Raw genomic sequence first — 19,928 nt, 5'->3', positions numbered from 1 at the left:
CCCCCCCCCTCCCGCTCCCACCCCACCCCCCAATTAATCCCACCCCCCCCAACCCCGCGCCCATGCGGCGTCCGGGGGGGCGCGGCCATCCCGTCCCCCCCCCCCCCCCCCCCCCCCCGCACCGCTTTATTTAGCCCGCCTGCTGCCATTTACTGGCAGATGGGACGTATGGCACGCAAAAGAGGCACTGCTGCGACACCGGTTGCGAGGGCGAGGACTAGCCCGAACGTCGGTGCGCCGAATGAGTCGAGGAGCCAGCCCGCGGGGGCGGGCCCTAGTCCTGTGCCGATCGCCAGTGCACCACTGGCGGCCGCAACCCAGCGGCCGCTGGGGTCTGCGGCCGCCGCCACGGCGAGGACTTGGACGAGCAGGCCCATGAAGCAAACCTGCCACACGATCGCAGCACCGCCGTAGCTCAGGGGCGAGGGGTCGGCGGCGATCACTAACTTGGCACCCCCCTCCACGGCAGTGAGAACGGCGATGGTGGGCAAACGTCCGAACTTGCCGGCCGCCATCGCGCTCAGGCCGACTCCGGCCAATGATGTGATCGATGCGATCGCCAGTACCACCGAGACCGCGTCGGTAGACATCCCAGCGTAGCGTTCGCCCAGCACGGCACTGTAGGACCAGGCCCCTTGATCCGCCGCCCCCAACAGTGCGACCGCAAGCAGGAACACGACGGGCACCGAGACAGCCGATCCAGTTGCCCGATCGGGTTCAACACTGTCGGGAAGAGCGCGCACCAGCCAGAAAGCCGGTAGGCAGCACGCTGCTAAAACCGCGAAGCCGGCCGCACCACCCCACGCGGCGTTCGCCTCGGGTAACGCGATGACAAGGACCGCGATCACGATCGTGCCGCCTACGACGGCAACAACTGAGGCCCGGTCGGTGTCACGTGTAGCAGTGATCGCGGCCATGGCGGCGGCGTAGCCAATGCCGAGCCCCACCCCGGCCACAATGTTTCCCAGGGCCAGCACCGCAAGATCCGGCGCAGCGGCGGCGGCCACGAAGCCGGCAACCGTGGCGGCGAGCCCCAACGTGGCGACGCGCGGCCGCCCAGACCGGGCCGCCCGTGGCGCCACGATCAGGGCGGCCAGCGCCGTTGCCAGCAGCTGCAGCGTGGCGACCATGCCCGCCGAGGCGTTCGAGAGGTGGAACCTGTTCGCCACGCCCGGTAACAGCACCGGCATCAAGTTGGCCCCTAGGTTTCCCAGCGAAGCCCCCGTAATCAGTGCGGCACCGACGCCGAAGCCGATCCCGGACGAGGAGCGGCTCAGTGACCGCATCGGTTCGTCCACCGTGGACATTGATCTGACATATGAGCTCTTTTCTCATCGACGCCGACCGCCAGTCCCCGCTCGGGGGCATCAGCCGTGATCCGGGCGGATTCGGCGGGCTCAGCTGCTACCCGCCCTCCTGGGTCCGCACACCCACACGAAATATTATCCACGTTATATTACGGTAAAGATACATCTCGGTGTGCGTGCCGCACAGCGCTGGCCTGCGCGGTCCGTTAGAAGAGGTCGGTCGCGTAACGCCCGTCGGCCGCCAGCCGGGCGATCCAGTCGGAGCCGTGTTCACGATGGCCGATTCGGATGAGGGTGTCCTCGACGGCGGGCCCCATGCCAGTGGCATCGCCGCACACGTAGACGTGGGCACCGCGTTCCACGAGATCGAGCACGGTGTCGCGCTGGGCCCAAAGCCGGTGCTGGACGTAGCGAACGTGGTCGTCGGGACGCTGCGAGTAGGCCCGGTACGTCCGTAGGGTCCCGGCCGCTTCGTGCGGGGCGAACTCGTCCACGTAGAGGTCGTCGTGTTCGGGGTGTCGGCAGCCGAAGAACAGCACGTTCTCGCCCTGTGCTTCGCCCCGTTCTGCACGGGCGTGTCGGGCCTGGATGAACGCCCGGAACGGCGCGATCCCCGATCCAGAAGCAATCATGATGATCGGTACCGAGTTGTCCGACGGCGGGCGGAAGGACTCCTGCGGTTGGGCGAGGGCCACGGTGATCTGATCGCCGGGCAGTGCCCGCTGCAGATAGCTGGAGGCGGCTCCCCGGTAGGTACCGGTGCCCGAGAGTGCCGGGGTTTCGACGACGGACACGGTGAGCGCGACGTCGGCCTGCACTTCGGCAGCCGAAGAGATCGAGTATTGACGCACGCGCGGCTCAGTCAGCCTCTCCAGAACCCACGCCAGATCGACCTGACAGGACGGGAACATTTCCAGCAGATCCAGCAGGGACAACCGTCGTGCCCTGACCACATCCGCGTATTCCGATCCGGCGAGTTTGTCGAGTTCGTCGTGTTCGGGGGGGCATTTCGTGCTTTGGGCCAGGGCCGTGACGACGCCTGGCGAGGCCGGCGCGGAAAGGTCGACATGGCGGGTGAGCAGATCGTCTACCCTCGTGGGCAGGTCGACGGGGATCCTGCCGCTGGGCGCATCGGAGACGACGGTCACGATCTGGTCGGCGCCGACGGCGAGTCTGGCGATCATGCGTGCGACCAGGCTCGGATGATTCTGGGGCAGCACGGAAAGGTAGTCTCCGGTGCGGTAGGAGGTCCCTTCCGGCAAGCGCAGTTCGAGGTGTCTCTTCGATTTTTCGGCGGGACCGCGGGTGAGTTCGCGATTTTCCAGTACCACCGCCGTGGCGGCGTCACGGTCCGCATCGGGCTGGTCGGAGACCGTGATTCGGTAGCGCGGCCCGGTCGGCTGGGTGTCGTCGATCCCGTAGTGCGTGGCAAGTTCTGCCCACAGCGGCTGGTACCAGCGTTCCCAATCGCCGAAGAAGTCTGTGCGTGCGTCGATGGCACCACGTTCGCGAACCCTGGTGGCGCCGGCGGCGCTCATCGCCTCGTCGATCAAGGCAGGCACCCGTTGATAGGTGGGAGCCCAATCGAGGCTGCCGCAGCCGAGCACGAGGTAGTCCACGTTGGACAGATCCGGCGATGCTTGAGTGAGCCAGTCGACGAACGTCACCGCGTTGTCGGGCGGGTTGCCATTGTAGGACGAGGTCACGATCACGACCGGCCCGTCGACCGGAAGTGGTTTTCCGTAGTCGTCCAACGCCGCGACGGCGGTGTTCCAGCCACGAGCGGCCCCGTCGGCGGCGATGGTGCGGGCCAGGCGTTCACCGCTGCCGCCGTTGGAGCCATAGAGGATCTGCATAGGGGTGCCGTGCGGCGGTGGTCCGTCCGCGGCGCGCGTCGGCGACACTGGTCGTGCTGTTCGGGCAGTGGAGGCGGTCTCAGCCTGGGCTCGGGAACGGCTCGTCCGGGCCTTGGCTCGGACGGCGAGGTCCTTGGGTTTGATGGTCAGCGACTCGCTGATTGCAAGCTCGTAGCCTGGGTCGACGAGAGTGATGTCGAAGCGCTGGAGAACCATCGCGAGCACGAGCGTCGCCTCCTGCAGCGCGAAGGGACGACCGATGCAGGCCCTGGCACCGTGCCCGAAGGGCATCCACGCGTACTCGGGGATCTCGTTCATCCGGTCCGGGGCGAAGCGATCCGGATCGAACCGGTCTGGTTCTGGCCACACCGCGGGATCCCTGTGCAGCACGGGGAGCATGACCATCACGCTGTCGTCCGGGCCGATCTCGTATCCGCCGAGGGTCGTGGGTTCACTCGGCGTAAGAGCGAAGGCGGGTGCGGTGGGATGCAACCGCAGCGTCTCGCGCAGAACCTGGCCGATGTAGCCGAGGCGGGCGAGGTCGTCGAATCGGGGAGTCCTGTCCCCGAGTACTTGATCCACCACATCGCGTGCTTTGGCGAGCACATCAGGATGAGCCAAAAGCTCGTGCGTGGCGAAAGACAACAGCCCGGAGGTGGTCTCATGCCCTGCGACGAGGAATGTCGCCAGCTGGTACTGGATGTTCTCTTCCGAAAGTTTCTCCCCGGTGAGTGGGTCTGCGGCGCTGAGCATCCGCTCCAGCAGGTCGTCCGGGCGTTCCTCGCTTGGTGTGCGTGTCCGCAAGGCGACGATGCGCTCGGTGATCTGTCGCATGGTGGACAGATCGTCCCGGTATTGCCGATTCGTGCCGACGAGGAAGGGTTGCACGCCGGGCAGCCGCTCCGTGCGTTCGCCAGCTTCGACCAGTGCGCGCACCATCGCGTCCACGAAAGGATGTGGCTTCTCCGAATAGAAGGAGTTGAAGCGGACGTCGAAGGCGCACAGCGCGATCGTGTCGAGGGTCAGCCTGGTCATGTCTTCGGCAACGTCGATGGCGTGGTCCGGTCCGAACCGCTCCCAGCGGGTCATCATCTGCTCGGCGATGTCGAGCATCTGCGGGAAGTAGTCCCTCATCGCCATAGTGCCGAACGCCGGCATCAACAGCCGGTGAGCTTTGCCCCAGTTCGGTTCCTCGTTGTAAGCAGTGAACAGCCCGTCGCCACCGAAGTCGCGAACCTTTTTCAGAGCATCGTGCACCGATTTCGACCATAGCGGGTTCGAGCACATCTGCGCTACGAGCTCATGGTGGGAAGCGAAGATCTGGCGCTGCCCCAATACGTTGAGGACGAAGATACCACCGAATCGGGCGTGATAGTCCTCGGCGAATTCGATTGTGGTCTCTTGCGTTCCTCCGAGCACGTCGAACAAGTTGCCCACCACAGGCAACGATTTGGGACCGGGAATCCATTCCGCCGCGATCGCACCGGATTGATCGGCCATCAGAATCTCCTTGTTAATGGTCAGACTGGGTAGTGGATCGATGCTTCCGGAGCGCGAGCACGGCCCCGAGCGCAGCGAGGGCGACGATGACTGCTGCGGCGAAGAAGGTGTGTGTCATCGCACCGACGAACGCATCGCTCACGACCGCCATGAACGGTGCCGCCGACTCGGGCGGTAGTGTCGTGGCGATGCCGCTGGCCGCGCCGACCGTCTCCGAAGCCGGGCCGACGACCTCGTCGGGGAGCTCTCCTGCGAGATTCTGGGCGACGGTACCGGTGTACAGACTCGCACCGACGCTTCCCAAGACTGCGGTGCCCATCGCACCGCCGAGCTCATAGGCGGTCTCGCTGATACCGGCTGCGGCGCCGGCTTTGTCCGCGGGCGCCGTGCCGATGATCACGTCGTTGGTGAGAGTGTCGGCCACGCCGACTCCTAGGCCCAAGAACGCGCCGCCTGTGAAGGACAGGAGCATCGCCTCGTTCCCGCCCAGGAAGCTCAACACCAGATAGCCGCATGCGGCCGTGGCCAAACCGAAGCCGATCACCCATCCCATGGACAGTGCCCTCGCGACCGATGGAGCGGCGAGCGACCCCAGGATCGCGCCCGCAGCCAAAGGCAACGACCACAATCCGGCCTCAAGCGGGGACCGTTGCAGGACGACTTGCACGTACTGCGGGAAGAAGTAGAGCACCCCGGTCATCGCGAACACGCCCGCCACGTTGGCCAGCACCGCAACAGTGAACGGCAATGACCGGAACAACGTAATGTCGATCAAAGGATGGGTGAGCGTGCGCTGCCGGTAGGTGAACGTCCATGCGATCAGAATTCCGCCGAGAATCCACGCGATCGAAACAAAGCTCCATCCCTGTTTGCCCGCATCCTTGAATCCGAAGATAACCGCGAGAATCGCCGCGATCAACAAGATCACTGACAGCACGTCGAACGGGCCAGGCCGCGGATCTTTCGACTCGGGCAGCAGCACAGGGCCAATGATCAACAGTACGATCATGATCGGCACATTGATCAGGAACACCGAGCCCCACCAAAAGTGCTCCAGCAGCACCCCGCCGATCACCGGACCGAGCCCCGCTCCGCCGGCGAACACCGCCATCCACACCGAGATCGCTCGCCGCCGTTCGGTCGCGTCCTGAAAAACCGACCGGATCAACGACAGCGTGGACGGCATCAACGTGGCACCGCCGACCCCCAACAACGCCCTGGCCAGAATCAACACTTCCGGGCTCCACGCGAACGCAGCCAGAACCGAAGCCACCCCGAAGGCCGCCGAACCGATCAACAGCAACCTGCGACGACCGATCCGGTCCCCCCAAGCGCCCATCAAGATCAGCAACCCCGCGAGGAACACCCCATAGATATCGATGATCCACAGCAGCTGTGTGCCCGACGGCGCCAAATCCTGACTCAGGTGCGGAACAGCCAGCGACAACACCGTCAGATCGACACTCATCAACAGCACCGGAACGGTCAAGACGCCCAGTGCCCACCACCGGCGACCAGCAATCGGCCAACCGGTTTCCGTGCCCTCACCTGCGCGCATGTCGTCTCCTAGCCCGAATCTTTCTCACTCGAGAGTAACTTGGCCAACCGACTAGGTCAACTGGCCAAGTCGTCTGTCTGAGTCACATGCTCAAGCGGGGGGACGGCAACTAGGATGAGGCCATGAGCGACCACGAGACGGTGACGGCACCACGGAAGAAGATCAGCGCCGACGAGCGTCGCCGACGGCTCCTCGACGCAGCACTACGGGTGATGAAGCGCGACGGCATCGCGGCCGCGAGCACGCGGGCGATCTGCGCCGAGGCCGACATGTCTCACGGCGCGTTCCACTACTGTTTTCACTCCAAAAAAGATCTCTACGCCGCACTCTTGGCCAGCGACATCGAGATTGACCTCGGCGCAGCCTGGCCGGATATCTCGTCGCAGGCCAGTCCTCAAGAGAACATCCGAACGCTGCTACTTGCATTCTGGTCTCAAATCGAATCCGACCCTGAGGCCCAGCTGGTCCTGTTCGACCTGGGCAGCTTCGCTCTGCACAATCCCGAACTCCAGGACCTGCCGCGATGGGAACATGACGTCTCCCTGAACAAGACGACGGGATACATCAAACGCCTCGGCGCAGAAGCAGGACTGACATTCCTTCAAGACGAACGCACGCTCGCCGAACTCGTCCTCGATACCCTCAACGGGGTCGCATGGTCATGGCTCGCACACCGCGACAACGACCAAGCCCGCCGCAGCCTCGACCAGTTCGCAAGCATCGCCGCAGCACTCGCACAAAAAAGCGATAAGCAACCCACGCGCCGATCTCGGCCAACTGATTCCATCGCACGACCAACCCTCAGCCAAAAATGACACCCCATCAGCCTTCCTCGAATACCGGGGGTCACAGGACCGCTCGACACACCTTACAAACAGACCCCCAGCACCCTGCGTCGTAAGTTGTTTCACGGAGCGCTGCCACCCGATCTCGCTTTGAAAAACGACGTCGCCACTTAAGTCCACCCCGTGAGGGAGAGGCCTTCACGGGAACATAGATATCGTAATAATTATCAGATGATGGGCCGCATCAGATCGAATCTGCGGCTGCGTCATACTGTCGTTCCACGTCCTCGCGTGGGGACGTTTGAACTGAGAGTGAGGAATCGGACGAGACTGGGGATCCGCCACCGGACCGAAGCCCGTTGACCGAGGCAAAAAGCGGTCAAAATTGCATATCTCTACCGAGGTGGGCGGGCTGCCTCTATCGGTGTCGGTCTCCGCGGCCAACACCCATGACATGGACGCACTGCGAATCCACGACGACAAAGGCTACGTCTACGATGACCTGCCCACTGGCTGCGCAACGGGAACATCGTGCCCCGCAACGCCCGCACGGGCGTCGAATCCAGCACCAGGCTCGGGCGCTACCGGTGTCGCGTCGAACGCAGCTTTTCCTGGTTGTTCAACTATCGCTTTCTAACCCCGCGGCGGGAACGCAAAGCCAGCAGCTTCGCAGGATTCCTCACCCTGCCAGCCCTCACCTGAGCGCCCCCACAGTGAGACGCCTCCTCAATGGATTCTCCCGACGCGCCGACGTGGTCGAACGGAAGCGGGCGCGTGGGATCACGGCCTTCCGCCGCGAGCACTGCCGCGAACCAAACTTGAAGCAGCTGCTGGAGACTGGACGCCGCGCCCAGTACTCGGCGCACCAAGCGAAACCCGCCGAGTGCCTGCCGCTGGCCCGCACGTGGCGCGGTGGCGTCACGATGCCACGGGGAGGGCTTGAGCTGGCGCTCGACGTCGCGCCAGACGCGCTCCGGGCCCGCAACATCAGCCCCACATCGCACGCCGCGGTGACCAGCGCGGACCCGGCCTCGGCACTCTCCACTGGAACGCCGAAGCCACATTCGGCACCACTGCTCGGCGAACTTCGCCTCTGCTGGGGCATCCGAAACGGCATCCACCCGAGGACTTGCTCCAGCTCGCCAGCCGCACGGGCTTCGCCGGCGAATCCCCCGTCGTAGCGCTGAAGGCCCTGGTGGTGCCCGCTCCGCCGTCGTCGTGCGGTCCGGGTGTTTGACAATCTATCTAAGTATGAAGTGTACTTAGATACATGAACGACAGCGTTGCAACGTGGCCAGCGGCGTGGATCCGGGCCGCCATGCCTACGGCGATCCTCGCGACGTTGGAGCGCGGCCCGCTCCACGGCTATGCGATCGCAGCAGGACTCGAGGGGCGCGGGATGGGCCGCCCGCGAGGCGGATCTCTCTACCCGCTCCTCGGCACGCTCGAATCCTCAGGCGCCATCGCGGCGTCATGGCACGAGGGAGATGGCGGGCCAGGTCGCCGCGCGTACACGCTCACCGCTGCCGGGCGTGAGCGTCTCGCGCGCGAACGCGGCCAGTGGACCGACCTGGTCACGACGCTGGGCTCCGAACACACCGATCACGAAGGAGAACGCTCATGAGCACCGGACTGGAAGCGGTCCAGCAGCAATTCACCGCAGCACGTGGCGTGAGCACCGACGGCGACTGGGCGCAGTTCGCCGTCGCGCGCTTGGTGCTCGACGGCGTCCCGCGCCAGGTGGCCGACGAAGCCGTGCGCGAGTTGTTGCCCACCGTCGCGGACAGCGGGGAGGCTCCGGCGGAGCTGTTCGGCACCCCTGCCGACTGGGCCGCGAAGTACCAGCGAGAACGGTGGGAAAACGGCGAGAACGTCCGGCCCGCGCCGGACGTGACCACCCGGCGCGACCTAGTGATCGTCTCGCTGATCGGCGCCGGCCTCATCTCGAGCATCCAGTTCCTGTTGACGCTGCTCGACAAGAGGGGCACCGAGGTCTACACCCCGATGTACGTGCTGTTCCCGCTCCTGTTGAGCGCCGCGCCGCTCGCCGTTCTCCAGACCTTCCACCGGGCCAGGGTCGAGCGCTCCTTCCACTCCGCGGTGGGCCTGGCCGCTGGCACCGTCGTGGCACTGGCATTGATCATCGCGACACTCTTCCTCACGTTCGGCGATAGCCCCGCCTTCGAAGCCGGTGGGCTCTGGCACCTCGTGCTCGGGGGAGCCTGGTGGGCCGCCGCCTGGATCGTCGGCAAGGTGTGGCCGCAGCCTGATGCGCGGCCCGCCGGGGAACCGGGTTCGGCCGTCGGCGACGACCAAGCGGTGTGGTGCGATGAGCTGGCCGCCACCCTGCGGCGCCGGGACGACATGACCGATGCCCGCGTAGCGCAGATCATCGCCGAGTCCCGAGACCACATCGCGCAGTCCGGCCGATCTGCGCGCGAAGAGTTCGGCTCCCCCGAGAGCTACGCCGATCGGTTCGAGCGGGCCGAGCGGGTGCGCTCGCGGCGGCTGGCCTGGTTCTGGGCCGTGCTCGCCGCCCTGGCCACGGGACTGGTCCTCACGCACGGGATCGCCGGGGACTGGCAGTGGAGCGGACGGCTCCTCACCGCCGGCGTGTTGCTCCTGCTCTCCGGGAGCACCGCGGCCTTCTGGTTGCAGCGGCTCCTCCGCCAGGCCTGAGCCGCGAAAGCGCGGGACCGGTCGGCTTCTCCGATGAACGCGATCGTGCCCTAGGTTCGGGAGGCCCCGGACCGCTGCCGAGCGATCAGCGCGGGAAGCGGTCCGGAGACGAGCTTCGTGGACGACGGCGTTGGACCGGCGGAACCCGCACGGTCGCACCCATGAACCCGGCGCCCGCGAGCCCGCGACAGGAGTGACTGAAGAGTGCGCTGGTTAGCGACAAGTGCGATCAGGTCGTTCACGGTTCCTGGCTCGTGTCGGCGAGACTCCCGAGAACACGCCGAGAGCACCCGCAGGCTGGCCTAAACGCTGTCTCGTAAGCCCATGGGTACCCCAGAAACAGGGAGGCCGGGCTGAGGTCGATGGAGGTTCAACCCCAGCCCGGGCACTCGCGCGAGCGCCACTCACCGGCTTCGACGCGACAGTGATTTCCCGAAACCGGCCCTGCACGAGGAACTCGCAGAACCAACGCTAGCGCAGAAAACGCCATCGCTGACCACCTTTCCCGACCGATCACTCGATAAACACCACACCGAACCCCACCGGAGGACCCACCAACGAGAACGATCACGGTGCGCCCTGCACCAACCCCGCAGACCTCACTGCCTGGTGCTGATCAGACTGCGCCGAAACCATGCGCCGCCACCTCCGCGAATCGCGGACTATGCCGCCGTACTCCCCGTCGAACCCAACCTCGCCGGCAGTAACCGACGTTCCCCGGCTTCGGTTCGCGTTCGCCCCTCTTCACCGCTCTGAAAGGTCGGAGACACCGTCGCTGTACAGCGCGGGGACTACGGAACGACGTTCGATGGCCTCGCCCGACTCTGCATCGGTGCCGAACTTGCCGACATGACACCCTGACACACCTCTCGCCCCCCACACAGGCATTTCCCCAGCCGTGAACCCCACACCGATCGTTCGCGACGTCGAGGGCCGCGCGCTCAGTGACCGCCCAGCCCTCGCGCGCCTCGCCGCCCGTCTGTGCACACCATCCGCGGCATTGCAAATATTTGGCCGAGCATGGCCCCTGCCTGCCATTTAGTATCTGTTCGCCTATCCCCTTGTCGCATGCAAGGCTCCCCCAAGCTTCGTTGCACCGCCTCACTCGGTCCAGTGCCGAGCGCTATCGACGAGCATCACTGCCCAGAGAACATTCGCGGTCTCGTGTCGTGCTGTGGATTCACTGCGTGCACTACATCGCCCCGAATAATACCGACCAAAAGGAGCGCGACTACCCATATTTTCAGGATGGCGCATAGGATTCCTGGGTCACAGCTTCGGAAAGATCGAACCGATGGCAGACGGACGGCAATCGCCGCCCGTCTGCCTCCACGTTCGGGAGTTCAGGACTCGAACGGGGCTCACCTGGAACCGGTGCGCCCCGGCACGCGATCAACGGACCCCGGTGCCCACGAGCGTGCTGGTATCCACTGTCCGCACATCCTGTTCGTCCAGCGAGGCGAGAAAATCTCCGCGCAGTGCGCGTACCTGATCGGGCGTCAGACCGTCGAGGGCACCGCGGAGTCCGCTACCGAGAACGAACCGCCAGGCGAAATCTTGGCCGGACGGCACCGCGCCGGGCACTTCCCGCACCGTGACTTCGGTGAGACCGAGGCCTTGGAACCATTGCGACAGCGATTCCCGAGTGTTGATTCGGGTGATGGGATTCGGCTGATCCTGCCCGTCCGCGATGTTCGGTTTGTACCGTTCGACGATGTTGTAAAACGCCTTGCTGTATTCTTCGATCGCGCCTCTGCGCCACACGCTGACTCCGAATCGTCCCCCGCTGCGCAGCAGGCCGACCAAGCGGGCCGCCGCCGTATCCATCTCCGGCAGAAAGAACACACCATACGCGCATTGCACCCTGTCGTAGGGCATCCCATTCGGTGGCTGCCAGGATGTCACGTCCGCTTCCCAGAAGGACACGTTGCCGACTCCTTCGGCGTCGGCCCGTTCTCGGCCGGCGGTCAGCAGGCCTGCGGCGAGGTCTACCGCGTCGACCGTTCCGCTCTCTCCCACGGCACGCCCGGCGGGAATCGCCGACGCTCCGGCTCCGCAGCACGCGTCGAGCACCCGGTGTCCTGCACCGGGAGCAACTTCATCGACGAGGGCTCGCCCCATCGGCCCCCAGACCAGCGGCGTGCAGGCGACATAGTCCTGCCTCGTCGCCCCGAACAATGCACCCAGCTTTCCTGCATTCACCCGAAATCCCTTTCATCGCTACGGACGCCCCACTTCGGGGTTAGGAATGATCTGCGCGTTTCATCCATCGGTGGCGCAGAGCACCTCGGCCGTCGGGCGGGGGCGTGCGGTCGCCGGAGGACGCTCAGCACGCGCAGTCGACATCGCACGCAGCCACGTCGTGGACGACCATGCCGGCAGCGTGCCAGGTTTTGAGTCCTTCGGTGTCTTTTTCCAAGCGCTTTCCGATGACCTCAGCGATATGGGCGAAGCGCTGCCGGAACTTGTAGACGAAGCACAGGTGCAGCGCCCGGTGCCGCACCGACGGCCCGCAGAAGAACAGCCCCGGGGTGGTGGTGGACTCGTCGTCTTCGGTCAGCAGTGGCCATCCGTCCTCTCGCGCGACGAAAAGCCCCTCCACCGCGTTCAGCGCCGGGCGATACCCGGTCGCCAATACCGGCGGGGTCTCCGTTCGCATCTCGTCGCCCTCAGTCGTGTGCACGACGTATGCGTCCCCGTTGCGACGAATCGACGTGGCGGCCGCGCCGGATGCGAAGTGCAGGAGCCCGCTGGCCCTCGCCCGTTCCAGTCGCTGCCGGGTACGCGGCGCCAACACCATCGACGGATCGGAACCCTCCGCTTCCCACGGAGCACGTGGATCCACGACCGTCACCGGATTGCCCTGGTGAACCAGCGAGCAGGCCACGTCGATGCCCGACTCGTAACCTCCCACCACGGTCACGGGCTGACCGTGCGGAGCAGACCAGGCCGCGGACTTGGACGTGTGCACCCCGAGTTCAGCGCCCGGGATTCTCGGGGCCTCAGGTGCGGAGAACTCGCCAGCGGCCCAGATCACCGTTCGTGCCGTGATCGGGCCGCGGCTGGTCTGAACGACGAACTCGCCCGCACCGTTCCTGTCGACGGCAAGAACGCCGCACTCCTCCAGCACGGGGGCGTTGAAGTGTTCGCGGACTCGGTCGAGGTAGTGGGCGTAGCCCTTCCCCGACGGGTAATCGATCTTGAGGGTATGCGCGGGTGAGGTCTCCGGGTGAATGGAGTTCAGATCGATCGCCCCGAAGGCGTTGCCGGTGAACGACGGCGTGAGGAAGCGCATCTTCTGCGGCCACCGGCGGAAGGTCTGGCCCACCCGTCCCCGCTCGACGATCCCGACCACAAGCTCGTCCACGGCCATCAGCGCGAGCCCCGCGCCGAGACCGGCCGGGCCAGCTCCGACGACGAGCGCATCGATCCGGCGGGTGTCTGCAACCAGCGTCATAATGAAAATGATAATCGTTATCGTGTAGTCTTGCCCCGTGCGCCTGATCACTCACGCCGCGAGCGCACTTCCGCCCGTGTTTCCCGAGATCGAAGGAGTCCCCGGTTGTCTGCGAACGAGCCGACCAGGATCGTTGTCGTCGCAGGGCTGGCCGCCGACTGCGCACGAGAAGTCGCCGACGGACTCAATGCGGCCAGCAGCCGCACCGTGACCGTTCACCACGACTTGAGCGCTGCTCGCGAAGGTGTCATCCGCAGAGAAGTGCGCACCGCGTCGCGCGTTCTGGCCACCCCGGTGGAACTCGTACGCTGCTGCCTGTCGTGCACGCTGCGCGAGGACGTACTCCGCGTCGCACTAGGTCTTGCCGAGACCGGCCGGCATGATCGGATCGTGCTGCACCTGGACCCCGGTATCGAACCGGAACCGGTGTGCTGGGCACTGTCGCACGCACTGGTCGGGGACAAGTGCGTCACCGACGTGGCGGACATCGAAGGGGTGATCACCACTATCGACCAGGCACGCTGGCTGGAGCAGGCCACCTCAGCCGAGCCCGTGCCCTCCTTCGCCGCCGCATTCGGTGAAAGCGATGACCGCACGCTGGCACAGATCGCTGTCAGTCAAGCCGAATTCGCAGATGTCCTCGTCACTTCCGGCGCCGTCTCCGACGACCCGACCACGGCAGTACTCACCCGGCTGGCTCCACTGGCATCCCGTGTCCCGGAACATGGGATCGATCACCGCAGCTTGCTCGACGACCTTCCCGCCGAAGCGCGGCGAGGTCGGTGCGACGACGCGCACGGTCCCCTGCTGCAAGGGCAGCCTCCACTGGAGCACGAGCACGGTGTCGCATTGACGCTGTTCAGTGCACGCCGCCCCTTCCACCCAGAACGACTCGAAGAGGCAACCGATGCACTCGTCGACGGAGTGGTCCGTAGCCGGGGGCGCATCTGGCTCGCCACTCAGCCCGACGAGATGTTGTGGATCGAATCGGCAGGTGCGGGCATGCGGGCCTGGTACAGCTCCCCGTGGTTTTCCAGCCTCGGCGGCCACGAGCACGAGGACGCGGACTGGGAAAGCCTCTCACCCGTACAGAGCGCTATGAAGTCCTTGAACTGGGACCCCTACTACGGCGATCGGGAACAGCAGTTGGTGATCATCACGCACTCGGGTACGGACCCGGACGACATCGTCGATGCCCTGCAAGCAGCGCTGTTGACCGACGACGAACTAGCCGAGGGCGAAGCAGCGTGGTTGCGCTACCGGGACCCGTTCAAGGAGGCATCCCACACGGATTCCGCCGAGGACACGACCACAGGATCCGGTTCCAGCGGCGAACGATGAGCCGGGTGGATCTTGCCGCACCCTGCGAACCGGCCCACTCCACCTCCCGCATGCAATGACGCGTTCCCGACAATCCGAACGGGACCGGCCGCAGATATTTCGGCAACGGCGTTTCAGCCTGAACCTCGTCCGTCAACCAGCGACACAGATCGACAACATACGCCGATTCTGCAACGCCTCACCGAGGTGGCAGACCTTGCGCGCGACCGGATGCGCACATCGCTGGACAATGACGAATGGGACCGCACACAGCCCGGCAGGGCGGCGCCCGCCGGGCGCCGAATAGGACCACCCTGCGGCGAGACATACGAAAAGGCAGTCACTTTGCACCAGCACACCTTGCTCGCATCCACGAATCGCATCCTTGAGCAAGGAAAACAGCTCGGCGACGATTCCGGTCACAGCCAGAGCGAGCACACCAGATGAAAACTGAAATACCGGACGGATCGGGTACGCCGATTCTTGTCCTATCCGGAATCGGGGTCGGATCACTACTCGGACTGACCAGCCCCCCTGCCGCCCAGCTGGCCGACGCGGCGGTCGGTCACACTGTCCTCGCGCTCGTGACACTGCTGATGCTGGAAACGGCATTCAGCGCGCAAACCCCGTCGCGGGAACAGCTGCGCTTCGTCGGAGTCACCTGGTCTCACAATTTCATCCTGAGCCCCATCATAGCCACGCTTCTCGTCCTCATCATGCTTCCCGATCAGCCTTTGCTCGCCACGGGAGTGTTCCTCTACCTGTGGGCCCCGTGCACGGATTGGTTCTTGGGATTCACCCGGCTCGCCGACGGGAACACAACGATCGGTGCGATACTCGTGCCGGTCAACATGCTCACTCAGCTCTTGCTCTACCCCGTGGTCATCTACGCGCTGACGCGCAACAGCACCCCCTGGGACATCGGAGAGATCACCCAGTCGCTCTGCACGTGGTTCCTCCTCCCCGTACTCGTCGCGACAGCGGCCCGCGCGGCATTGCACGCGACTCTTTCCACCGCGGCCTTCAACCGCACGATGAAGTCGGCGGGGAAAGCAATACCGATCGCACTGGCGTTTCTGGTAATCGAGATATTCGCCGGAAACACTCGGGCCATGGTGAACAACGCAGACTCGATGTTGCGGATTCTCGCCGTCACTTTGACATTCTTCGTCGTCACTTACCTGCTCGCCGGAGCCATCTCACGAACCTTTCATATCCAGTATGCAGAGCACGCCCTGCTGGTGATGACGACGGCGGCACGCAATGCCCCGATGATGCTCGCCCTGACCACGATCACTTTCCCTGATCAGCACCTCACACATGCCGCGATCACGATCGGGATGCTGGTGGAATTCCCGCACCTCGTCGCGCTGCGAACGCTGCTTTCGAGGAAACGCCGATGAAACCCGGCAACCGTTCCCGGCCTGGTTCGACGCGCGGGCACGCAGAGCTCACCGGAGGACGAACGAGCCAATTTTGCCGATTCAGCAAAGCACCTTGGCAACAAACGTAAACTCGGCCTACCTTTCGCGACGCGGTGAGCAGCACCGCACCGGCGAAACACGAACCGAGGGCAGGACGCATTGTCAACAACAACTGGATCCTGCAACGAGCGCTTCGGCCGGCTCCAGGAGGAATTCGCCCACCGGCTGGAAACCGGGCACGAACTCGGAGCGGCACTGGCCGTCCGCGTGGAAGGCGAATCGGTGGTCGATCTCCACGGCGGCTGGGCCGACGCCGTACGAGCCACACCGTGGCGAGCGGACACCCTCGTGTGCGTGTGCTCCACTACCAAGACAGTGATCGCGCTGGCCGCCCTGTTGCTGGCCGACCGAGAAGAACTGGATCTTGATGCTCCCGTCTCCCGGTACTGGCCGGAGTTCGCGGCCGAGCAGAAGGACATGATCAAGGTGCGGCATCTGCTGTCCCACACCTCGGGGCTGTCCGGCTGGCAGCAACCCATCGCGTTGCCCGACGTCTACGACTGGGATACCTCCACGACACGCTTGGCCACGCAAGCTCCGTGGTGGGAACCGGGTAGCACATCCGGCTACCACGTCATCACTTTCGGCCACCTGATCGGGGAGGTGATTCGCCGGATCACGGGAATGCGGCCGGGAGAGTTCGTGGCCCGCGAACTCGCGGCACCGCTCGGCGCGGATTTCCACATCGGGCTCGACCCTGCCGAGTTCCATCGAGTGGCCGAACTCATTCCGCCAGCTCAACCGGACGTCACCAGCATGCCGGATCCGGACGGCATCCAGGCACGGAGCTACACCGGCCCTTTCCCCGATTTTTCCCAGTTCGCGGATGAGCGCTTCCGGTGCGCGGAGATCCCGGCCGGCAACGGGCACGGCACCGCGGAGGCCTTGGCCCGTCTCCAATCGATCGTCTCGAACCGGGGCTCTCTCGGAGGCCGACGGCTGCTCGGACCACACACCCTCGATCGGATTTTCGACGTGCAGTCGAACGGCACCGACCTCGTTCTCGGCGTTCCGCTGCGATTCGGCATCGGCTACGCCTTGCCCTGTGAAGCGACCTTCCCGTTCATCCCGGACCGCAGGATTTGCTTCTGGTTCGGCGCGGGAGGCTCGTTCGCCGTCAACGACCTGGACCGGCGCGTCACGATCACCTACGTGATGAATCAGATGCACCCTGGTCTGGTCTCCCCCAACGCCGCCGCGTACCTGACCGCCGCGTTCGAAGCTCTCGACCAGCTCTGAGCATCAGAGCAGCGCGGCGCGGTCCCGCAAGAAAGCTGCACGATCAACTGGCGAACGCCGCGGGCACGTCGCGCACTTCCCCTTTTCCAACAAACGGAAAGCAAGGCAGCATGAGGCACGTCGCACGAACCTAGCGGTACCCGTACCGGGAGGAGGGCGGCGCACGTCGACGTAACGCGGCGGCGGCAACCCTGACCCTGCCTCAGCCGCCAGCGCCACCGAGGCAGGATCTACCGCAAGAGCTGGGGGCCAGTTCCGGGATGACCTGCTGGCGCCGCCTGCGGGACTGGCAGGAAGTCGGGGTCTTCGACCGCCTCCACGAGGTGTTGCTCCGAGCTCAATACGGGCCGGGCTGATCGACTGGTCGCGCGCATGTGTGGATGCTTCCCACGTCCGCGCGAAAAAAGAGGGATCTGCGACTGGGTCGAGCCCGGTCGACCGTGGCAAGACCGGATCGAAACATCACCTGATCTGTGACGGCGGCGGAGTGCCTCGCGCAGTCACACTTGCCGGTGGCAACCGCAACTACACCGCGCAGCTCGTTCCGCTCGCAGACACCGTTGCCCGTGTCCGAGACCACCGAGGTCGACCGCTCCACCCACCAAAGACCCTCGTCGCCGACCGAGGCTACGACTACGGCACATACCGGAACCTGCTGCGGCAGCGCGTAATACGGCCTGTGACCAGCCGTCGTGTCACCCGAGATAACAACTCGCTGAGCAAACCCTGGCCCCCTGCACCAGTACCGGCGCTTGACCGGAAAGGTGGGAACGCCGCACCGACGTCCATTTGCGGTTTCCCCGCCCTGGCCCGCGGACCCATCACCTGCCGCCGACTCCCACACCACACGCGCTAGGAGCTCTAAACGAGAGCATCAGAGCTGGCCATATCGGCCCCTGCGCGTCTCGATTCACCACGCCGACACCGTCCCACGACTTCTTGGTGGAACCTCCTCCTAATAACGACTCGGGAATGGGCACGGGTTGCCAGTGTCGAAGTCGGCTCTGATTCAGTTTTCTCGCGGGACCGCAGTCCGCGAGTCTCGGCCCGTGGCGTCTATCGGCCCCAGGGGACGGACCGTCCGCCGCAGGCAGAATCGGCCGACGAGTCCGGCGGCGGCAGCGAGCAGGCCCAGTAGGATCGTGATGGCAGGCCCGGTGGGTACCGCGACGTTCGCCGACACTGTCGCCCCGACCATTCCTGCCGCCGCGCCTAATAGCCAGCTCAGCACGATCGTGAGCACCGGACCACGCACCAGGACCCTGGCGGCGCTGGGCGCCGCGAGCAGGAATGCCACGGTGAGGATGGCACCGACCTGGGAGGCCATCAGCGCCGTAGCCCCGGTCAGGAGCACGAGCATGATGGCCGACATCGGCCCGGTACGGTGTCCGGCCGCCCGGTAGCCGTCGGGGTCGAACGCGGAGAACACCAGTCTCCCGTGCATAGCCAGTACTACCACCGAGGTGACCACCAGCAGGAGGCCCGCCATGACGAGGTCCGTCTCGGTGACGTTGACGATCTGGCCGACGAGGAACTGCTCCAGATTGCGCGCGGTGTTCGACAAGAAGGCGCTCGTGAATACCGTGCCCAGGCCGAATCCGCCCACCATCAACGCGCCGGTGAAGGCCGAGACCAGCTTCGGACGTCGGCGGATGAACAAGGTCAGCACGCCGACCGTCACGATGCCTGCCGCGAAACCCCCGAATGCCAGATGGACACCGAGCGCGGCGGCCGTGGCGATCCCAGGAAACGTGGCATGCCCGAGAGCGTGGGTGAGGTAGGACAGTCTCCGGTCCAGCACATGCGTGCCGAGCACGGCGCTGATCCCGGCGAGCAACACGATTTCGATCAGCACCCGGGCGTGGAAGTCGAGCTCAGGCCACATCAGGCCTCCTCGCACCGGACAGGCGGAAGCGCACGCCGCGCCAGGTTCCAGCGACCGCGGCCAGCAGACAGCCGATGAGCACGATGCCCGCGGATGGAGGTACCTGGACATCCGCCTGCACGGAAGCGATGTAGCTGACCACCAGACCGAGCCAGCTGGCGACCGCTAGGCCGAGTCCTCCGCTGATCATCGCTCCGGACCAGCTGCGGCTCAGGGTCGTGCCGATGAGCCCTGGCAACAGCAACACCCCCAAGGCCACGAGCGTGCCCACCGTGCGGACCGAGCAGACCACGGTGACAGAGATGAGGAGGTTCAGAATCAAATCGGCCGCGAACACGCTATGTCCTCGTGCCTCGTAATCCACGGGATCGAATGTGCGCTGGTAGAGAAGATAGCCGCACGCGAGCAGCACGAGCATGACCAGTAGCGCGACTCCCAACGCCATTTCAACATCCACTGTGGACAAGGTCAGTGGCTGGCCGGTCAGGAAGTCCGTCAGCTCTCCCGCATAATCACTGCGCCGGGACAACAGCACGACCCCAGTGGCGAACAAGGTCGTCAGCAGGACGGCCACGGTGGTCTCCTGCCGCACCACGGCGCTGCGCGCAAGGACGGTCACGGCGACCGCGGTCACCGCCGCCGCGCCGAGCGCCCCCCAGAAGACCCCCGGCACGCCACCGAAAATAAAACCGACGACGACGCCCGGCAGCACCGTGTGCGTGAGAGAGTCGGTCAAGAACTCCAGCCGACGAAGCACGATGAACGGGCCGAGGAGCCCGCCGAGCACCGAGAGCACGAGCATGACGGCGAGCGCCCTCCCCATGAACGGGACGGCGAAGATGGTGACCAGCATGGACC

At 65.2% G+C, this 19,928-nt stretch carries 15 protein-coding genes; 7 read left to right on the top strand and 8 right to left on the bottom strand.

The annotated features are described in order from the left end of the window. Positions 1 to 149: 149 nt before the first annotated feature. From LCD35_RS11975 to LCD35_RS11965, 3 genes are all read right to left on the bottom strand, one after another. On the bottom strand, positions 150 to 1,307 hold the full coding sequence (locus LCD35_RS11975) for an MFS transporter (RefSeq protein WP_224966390.1): 1,158 nt from the start codon (positions 1,305 to 1,307) through the stop codon (positions 150 to 152). A gap of 206 nt (positions 1,308 to 1,513) precedes the next feature. Next, positions 1,514 to 4,663 (bottom strand): bifunctional cytochrome P450/NADPH--P450 reductase, encoded by a 3,150-nt coding sequence (locus LCD35_RS11970; RefSeq protein ID WP_225044185.1) that lies wholly within the window; start codon positions 4,661 to 4,663, stop codon positions 1,514 to 1,516. Between the two features lie 13 nt (positions 4,664 to 4,676). Beyond that, positions 4,677 to 6,221 carry an MFS transporter gene (locus LCD35_RS11965; protein WP_224966388.1) on the bottom strand — a complete coding sequence of 515 codons (1,545 nt, stop codon included), beginning with the start codon at positions 6,219 to 6,221 and terminating at the stop codon, positions 4,677 to 4,679. A gap of 122 nt (positions 6,222 to 6,343) precedes the next feature. On the opposite strand from LCD35_RS11965, the gene LCD35_RS11960 reads away from it, so the two are divergent. From LCD35_RS11960 to LCD35_RS11950, 3 genes are all read left to right on the top strand, one after another. Then, a complete protein-coding gene (locus LCD35_RS11960) occupies positions 6,344 to 7,036 on the top strand; it encodes a TetR/AcrR family transcriptional regulator (RefSeq protein ID WP_224966387.1) in 693 nt (230 codons plus the stop codon). Between the two features lie 1,240 nt (positions 7,037 to 8,276). Next, on the top strand, positions 8,277 to 8,630 hold the full coding sequence (locus LCD35_RS11955) for a PadR family transcriptional regulator (protein ID WP_225044184.1): 354 nt from the start codon (positions 8,277 to 8,279) through the stop codon (positions 8,628 to 8,630). Beyond that, positions 8,627 to 9,685 carry a hypothetical protein gene (locus LCD35_RS11950; RefSeq protein ID WP_225044183.1) on the top strand — a complete coding sequence of 353 codons (1,059 nt, stop codon included), beginning with the start codon at positions 8,627 to 8,629 and terminating at the stop codon, positions 9,683 to 9,685. Before LCD35_RS11955 ends, LCD35_RS11950 begins: the two co-directional genes overlap by 4 nt. A 1,392-nt stretch (positions 9,686 to 11,077) precedes the next feature. Here the strand turns inward: LCD35_RS11950 and LCD35_RS11945 are convergent. Together LCD35_RS11945 and LCD35_RS11940 are read right to left on the bottom strand one after the other, a co-directional pair. Then, on the bottom strand, positions 11,078 to 11,887 hold the full coding sequence (locus LCD35_RS11945; protein ID WP_225044182.1) for a class I SAM-dependent methyltransferase: 810 nt from the start codon (positions 11,885 to 11,887) through the stop codon (positions 11,078 to 11,080). A 124-nt stretch (positions 11,888 to 12,011) separates the two neighbouring features. Beyond that, on the bottom strand, positions 12,012 to 13,142 hold the full coding sequence (locus LCD35_RS11940; RefSeq protein ID WP_224966383.1) for an NAD(P)/FAD-dependent oxidoreductase: 1,131 nt from the start codon (positions 13,140 to 13,142) through the stop codon (positions 12,012 to 12,014). A gap of 105 nt (positions 13,143 to 13,247) precedes the next feature. On the opposite strand from LCD35_RS11940, the gene mrf reads away from it, so the two are divergent. The 3 genes from mrf to LCD35_RS11925 all read left to right on the top strand — a co-directional run bounded on the left by mrf (position 13,248) and on the right by LCD35_RS11925 (position 17,185). After that, a complete protein-coding gene (gene mrf, locus LCD35_RS11935; RefSeq protein WP_225044181.1) occupies positions 13,248 to 14,483 on the top strand; it encodes a ribosome hibernation factor-recruiting GTPase MRF in 1,236 nt (411 codons plus the stop codon). 563 nt (positions 14,484 to 15,046) lie between these two features. Further along, positions 15,047 to 15,865 (top strand): arsenic resistance protein, encoded by an 819-nt coding sequence (locus LCD35_RS11930; RefSeq protein WP_225044180.1) that lies wholly within the window; start codon positions 15,047 to 15,049, stop codon positions 15,863 to 15,865. A 180-nt stretch (positions 15,866 to 16,045) separates the two neighbouring features. Beyond that, complete coding sequence (locus LCD35_RS11925) at positions 16,046 to 17,185, top strand: serine hydrolase domain-containing protein (protein ID WP_224966380.1); 1,140 nt, start codon at positions 16,046 to 16,048, stop codon at positions 17,183 to 17,185. Between the two features lie 3 nt (positions 17,186 to 17,188). On the opposite strand, the gene LCD35_RS11920 is transcribed toward LCD35_RS11925, so the two are convergent. Further along, entirely contained in the window at positions 17,189 to 17,311 is a 123-nt protein-coding gene (locus LCD35_RS11920; protein ID WP_224966379.1) for a (2Fe-2S)-binding protein, read from the bottom strand. Between the two features lie 250 nt (positions 17,312 to 17,561). On the opposite strand from LCD35_RS11920, the gene LCD35_RS30715 reads away from it, so the two are divergent. Then, entirely contained in the window at positions 17,562 to 18,041 is a 480-nt protein-coding gene (locus LCD35_RS30715) for a transposase (protein WP_225044179.1), read from the top strand. Between the two features lie 153 nt (positions 18,042 to 18,194). Here the strand turns inward: LCD35_RS30715 and LCD35_RS11910 are convergent, their stop codons facing one another. After that, complete coding sequence (locus tag LCD35_RS11910) at positions 18,195 to 19,070, bottom strand: metal ABC transporter permease (RefSeq protein WP_225044178.1); 876 nt, start codon at positions 19,068 to 19,070, stop codon at positions 18,195 to 18,197. Beyond that, the gene (locus tag LCD35_RS11905; protein ID WP_225044177.1) at positions 19,060 to 19,923 is read right to left on the bottom strand and encodes a metal ABC transporter permease; all 864 of its coding nucleotides are present in this window, start codon (positions 19,921 to 19,923) and stop codon (positions 19,060 to 19,062) included. Before LCD35_RS11905 ends, LCD35_RS11910 begins: the two co-directional genes overlap by 11 nt. Positions 19,924 to 19,928: the final 5 nt, after the last annotated feature.

This window comes from Saccharopolyspora sp. 6V (assembly GCF_020176785.1).
Taxonomy (GTDB): domain Bacteria; phylum Actinomycetota; class Actinomycetes; order Mycobacteriales; family Pseudonocardiaceae; genus Saccharopolyspora_C; species Saccharopolyspora_C gregorii.
This window is presented reverse-complemented; position numbering and strand designations above follow the sequence as displayed.

Bases quoted from the DNA above. Each gene is read 5' to 3' on its own strand.
- LCD35_RS11940 (WP_224966383.1), bottom strand. From the start codon at position 13,142: ATGACGCTGGTTGCAGACACCCGCCGGATCGATGCGCTCGTCGTCGGA.
- LCD35_RS11965 (WP_224966388.1), bottom strand. From the start codon at position 6,221: ATGCGCGCAGGTGAGGGCACGGAAACCGGTTGGCCGATTGCTGGTCGC.
- LCD35_RS11975 (WP_224966390.1), bottom strand. From the start codon at position 1,307: ATGTCCACGGTGGACGAACCGATGCGGTCACTGAGCCGCTCCTCGTCC.
- LCD35_RS11905 (WP_225044177.1), bottom strand. From the start codon at position 19,923: ATGCTGGTCACCATCTTCGCCGTCCCGTTCATGGGGAGGGCGCTCGCC.
- LCD35_RS11950 (WP_225044183.1), top strand. From the start codon at position 8,627: ATGAGCACCGGACTGGAAGCGGTCCAGCAGCAATTCACCGCAGCACGT.
- LCD35_RS11910 (WP_225044178.1), bottom strand. From the start codon at position 19,070: ATGTGGCCTGAGCTCGACTTCCACGCCCGGGTGCTGATCGAAATCGTG.
- LCD35_RS11955 (WP_225044184.1), top strand. From the start codon at position 8,277: ATGAACGACAGCGTTGCAACGTGGCCAGCGGCGTGGATCCGGGCCGCC.
- LCD35_RS11960 (WP_224966387.1), top strand. From the start codon at position 6,344: ATGAGCGACCACGAGACGGTGACGGCACCACGGAAGAAGATCAGCGCC.
- LCD35_RS11970 (WP_225044185.1), bottom strand. From the start codon at position 4,663: ATGGCCGATCAATCCGGTGCGATCGCGGCGGAATGGATTCCCGGTCCC.